General features: G+C 74.9%; 7 protein-coding genes. 2 read left to right on the plus strand and 5 right to left on the minus strand.

The annotated features are described in order from the left end of the window. The 4 genes from E4P40_RS26705 to rimP all read right to left on the minus strand — a co-directional run. Window positions 1–259, minus strand: a 259-nt coding sequence (locus E4P40_RS26705) for a translation initiation factor IF-2 N-terminal domain-containing protein (protein ID WP_135161330.1), incomplete at its 3' end; no start/stop codon positions are given. A gap of 147 nt (window positions 260–406) precedes the next feature. Further along, a complete protein-coding gene (locus E4P40_RS26710; protein ID WP_135161331.1) occupies window positions 407–721 on the minus strand; it encodes a YlxR family protein in 315 nt (104 codons plus the stop codon). A gap of 8 nt (window positions 722–729) precedes the next feature. Then, the gene (gene nusA / locus E4P40_RS26715; RefSeq protein ID WP_135161332.1) at window positions 730–1,848 is read right to left on the minus strand and encodes a transcription termination factor NusA; all 1,119 of its coding nucleotides are present in this window, start codon (window positions 1,846–1,848) and stop codon (window positions 730–732) included. Beyond that, a complete protein-coding gene (gene rimP / locus E4P40_RS26720; protein WP_135161333.1) occupies window positions 1,845–2,462 on the minus strand; it encodes a ribosome maturation factor RimP in 618 nt (205 codons plus the stop codon). Before rimP ends, nusA begins: the two co-directional genes overlap by 4 nt. Window positions 2,463–2,752: 290 nt before the next feature. Between rimP and E4P40_RS26725 the strand changes: the two genes are divergently transcribed. Continuing rightward, window positions 2,753–3,241: a hypothetical protein gene (locus E4P40_RS26725; RefSeq protein WP_135161334.1), complete on the plus strand. Its 489-nt coding sequence runs from the start codon at window positions 2,753–2,755 to the stop codon at window positions 3,239–3,241. A 12-nt stretch (window positions 3,242–3,253) separates the two neighbouring features. Further along, the gene (locus E4P40_RS26730) at window positions 3,254–3,721 is read left to right on the plus strand and encodes a ferritin-like domain-containing protein (RefSeq protein WP_135161335.1); all 468 of its coding nucleotides are present in this window, start codon (window positions 3,254–3,256) and stop codon (window positions 3,719–3,721) included. Between the two features lie 51 nt (window positions 3,722–3,772). Here the strand turns inward: E4P40_RS26730 and E4P40_RS26735 are convergent. Next, the coding region (locus E4P40_RS26735; RefSeq protein WP_280790660.1) for a penicillin-binding transpeptidase domain-containing protein at window positions 3,773–4,171 on the minus strand (399 nt) is incomplete at its 5' end.

The raw sequence follows: 4,171 nt of genomic DNA on the forward strand, positions 1-4,171 counted from the left end.
CCGGAGCCACGGGTGCGGGCGCCGCCGGAGCAACGGGGGCGGGGGCAGGTGCGCTCGGTCGGGCAGCTGGCTTGGGGGCCGCCGTCCCGTTCCCGGTCGCGCTGCCGAGTGCCTCCCGGAGCCGACGGGCCACGGGGGCCTCGACGGTCGAGGAAGCGGACTTCACGAACTCGCCCTGCTCCTTGAGCTTGGCGAGCACGGTCTTGCTGTCGACACCGAACTCCTTGGCGAGTTCGTGTACGCGGGCTTTGCCTGGCACGGGTCTCCTCTTTGTGAGGCCGGCGGCTTGCCCGCTCGACCTCGTCGTTAGTGGTGCATGGTCATCGTGGGAACTTCACGGCTGACTCATCCGACGGTGTCCTGTCGACATGCGGACCGGCCTGGTGCCGGTCCGACCTGATCTCAACTACTGCTGCCCGTCCCGGGCCGCGGTCGCAGGCGCCTCCGAGGAGGCACCCAGGACGTGGTCCCGGAGCGGACCGGCCTCCAACGGAGCACCACCGCCTCCGGGGAGGCGCAGTGCCCGGGGAAAGGCCCGGCGTCGCTCCGCTGCGTACAGGCACTCCGGGGTGGGGTGCACCGATGCCCCCCGACCGGGGAGCCGTCGCCGAGGGTCCGGGACCAGGGCCCCCGACCGGACGACGACGCGCAACAGTTCGCTGACCGGAGCGCGCTTCCGGCATCCCACACAGGTGCGTACCGGATTCGACGTTTCGGCCACCCTGCACTCTAGCGCGTGGTGGGTCCCGGATGTTCCGCGCGTCGGGGAGGCGGCCGGTGACCGGGGGGGCGCCCGCCGGCCGGAGCCGCCGGTGCGCCCGAGCGCAGCGGTGCACGGCCCACCCCCGGCGACGGGGTGGCGGCCTCGTCGTCCGGCTGCGCGTCGCTGCGGATGTCGATCCGGCAGCCCGTCAGCCGGGCGGCCAGGCGGGCGTTCTGCCCTTCCTTCCCGATGGCCAGCGACAGCTGGTAGTCGGGGACGATGACGCGCACGGCCTTCGCCTGCGGATCGACGACGCGCGCGCTGGACACGCGCGCCGGACTCAGGGCGGAGGCGACGAAGGTGGCCGGGTCGTCGGACCATTCCACGATGTCGATCTTCTCGCCGTGCAGCTCGCTCATGACGTTGCGCACCCGTTGGCCCATCGGGCCGATGCAGGAGCCCTTGGCGTTGAGGCCGGGCACCTTGGTGCGGACGGCGATCTTCGAGCGGTGCCCCGCCTCGCGGGCGACCGCGACGATCTCGACGCTGCCGTCGGCGATCTCGGGGACCTCGAGGGCGAACAGCTTGCGCACGAGGTGCGGATGGGTGCGCGAGACGGTCACCTGCGGGCCACGGAAGGTGCGGGCCACCGACACGACGTAGGCCTTGATCCGGCTCCCGTGCGTGTACTCCTCACCGGGCACCTGCTCGGCCGGCGGCAGGACGGCCTCCACCTTGCCGATGTCGATGAGCACGGTGCCCTGGAGGTTGCGGCGGTCGTGTGCCTGCACGATGCCGCTGACGATGTCGCCCTCCTTGCCCGCGTACTCGCCGAACGTCTGCTCGTGCTCGGCGTCGCGCAGCCGCTGGACGATGACCTGCTTGGCGGTGCTGGCGGCGATCCGGCCGAAGTCCGTCGGGGTGTCGTCCCACTCGCGCACGACCTCGCCGTCGGGACCGATCTCCTGGGCGAGGACGGCGACCTCGCCGCTCTTGCGGTCGACGTGGACGCGCACGTGCTTGGCTGCGCCGTCGGCGTGCCGGTAGGCGGTGACGAGGGCCGACTCGATCGCCTCGATCACGGTGTCCGAGGGAATGCCCTTCTCCCGCTCCACCGCCTTCAGGGCGGTGACGTCGATGTTCACTGTCCTCCTCCTCGCGACTGCGAGACGTCGTCGTCGATGTCGTCCGCGAGCTCCCCGGCGTCGTCGTCGGGCCCGTCGTCCCCGGCCTCCGCACGGCCGAACTCGACCTGCACCCGGCCGGACCCCAGCTCGCCCCAGGGGACGTGGCGGGCCGTCGGGGGCCGCTTCTTCGCACCGGGCTTGCCCTTGGCCTCGACGGCGAGGTCGACGCCCGCATCGCCGACGGCGGTGACCCGCCCGGTGATCTCCTCGGTCCGGCCCGTCGGACCCACGGTGACCGTGACCAGCCGCCCGGTGTTGCGCCGCCAGTGCCGGGGCTCGGTCAGGGGCCGGTCCACGCCGGGACTGGTCACCTCGAGCACGTAGGGGGTCCGGCCCATCCCGTCGTCGTTGGCGTCGAGCACCTCGGAGACGGCGCGGCTCACCTCGGCGATGTCGTCGAGGGTCACGCCCCGGTCGCGGTCGACCACGACCCGGACCACGCTGCGCCGGCCGGCCGGGGTGACGACGAGGTCCTCGAGGTCGTACCCGGCCCCGGCGACCACGGGCTCGATCCATCCGGTCAGCCGGGACGTCGCCGGGTCGCTCCGCTGGGTGCCGCGAGAGGCGGACAAGGATTCCTCCTCTGGCTCGACGCGGCCGCACGGTGCGGAGCGCGATGCCCCTCGGATCCGGCGGCGCCACGCCTGCGGCGCCGGCCGCTCGGCGCTCCGGCGCTGGTCGGGCCCGGTTCGAGGGGAAGTGGTCAGGCTACCGCCCGGTGGAGAGGCCGTGACGCCGCACCGGACCGCGCAGCGTGGGGCCGGAGTGACGCACGTGCCCGGCGGGGAGGACGCAGCCGACGCGGGACGCGCCTGGGGCCCGCACCCGGCCCGGCGCCGTCCCGGCTGAGAGGATGGGGCCGATGTCTCCGATGTCCGCACCGCGCCCGCGGGGCTTCTCCCGTCGCACCCTGCTCGCGGCGTCCGCGGCGGGTCTGGCGGTGCTCGCCACGGGGTGCTCGTCCCCTCCCGCCGACGAGCGGGAGAAGGTGACGAGCGAGCAGGCCGACGAGCTCGCCGCGCAGGTCGCCGTCCAGGAGGCACTGGTGGCCGCGTTCACCGCCGCCGGGGCGGCGGACCCCGGCCTGGCCGCCGAGGTGACCGACCTGGCCGCCCAGGCGGCCGACCAGCTGGACCGCTTGCAGGCGGCGGCCCCGGGGAGCACCGCCTCGGCGGCTGCCTCCTCCGAGAGTCCTCCCCCGGCGCCGGGCACTCGGGACTGGCTGCGGGCGCAGATCGCCGCGGCCGCGACCTCGCACGCGACCGCCTGCGTGGACCAGTCGGGCGCGCGGGCGGCCCTCCTCGGCTCCATCGCCGCGGGGCTCCGCGGCTCCGGGGCACGACTGGCATGACGGGATCCACGCATGGCTGACGACGACGCCGCCGACCTGGACGAGGGCACGGAGAACGCGGCACTGGGCGAGGCGCTGGCGGCCGAGCACGCAGCCGTCTGGGGCTACGGCGTCGTCGGCGCGGCGCTCGGCCCCGACGCGCAACCCGCGGCGGCGGCCTCCGAGACGGCGCACCGGGACCTCCGCGACCAGGTCGTCCTCCTGCTCGCGGGCCGGGACGCCGAGATCGTGGACGCCGAGGGTGGTTACGCGCTCCCCTTCCCCGTGCTCTCGGAGGTCGACGCGGCCGCGCTGGCGGTGACTCTCGAGGACGGCGTGTCCGCCGCATGGGTGCGGGTGCTCGACCAGGCCGTCGAGAGCAGCACCCGCGAGTTCGCCGTCGGGGCGCTGAGCGGCGCCGAGGTGCGCGCGGTCGGCTGGCGGGCGAGCGCCGGACGGACGCCGGTGACCAGCGCGTTCCCCGGCCTGCCGGACGCCTGAGCAGCGCCCCCGCTCCTCGCACCCCCGGAGCGGGACCCTGCAGGAAGGGCGTCAGCCCAGCGCGCCGAGGAACGCGTCGGTGACCACGACCGCCACGCTGCTGGACTGACCGCCCTCGACGAGCACGGCGAAGGCGATGTCGCCCTGCGGACCGCCGAGCTGGTAGCCCACGAACCAGCCGTGCGAGTCCGGCGGGACGTTGCTGCCGTACTCCGCCGTGCCGGTCTTGCCGTAGACGTCGCCGCGGTCACCCAGCGCAGTCGCCGTCCCGGAGAGGACGACCTGGCGCATCAGCGGCCGCAGCGCGTCGAGCACCGGCTGGCCTGGGCCGGTGGGTGCCGGACCGGCCGGCTCGGCACCCACGACCTGGACGGGCGCGGCCGGCGTGCCGCTGGCGACCCCGGCGGCGACCAGCGCCATCTGGGCCGGGCTCATCAGGACCTCGCCCTG

The sequence above is a fragment of the Blastococcus sp. CT_GayMR20 genome, assembly GCF_004570345.1.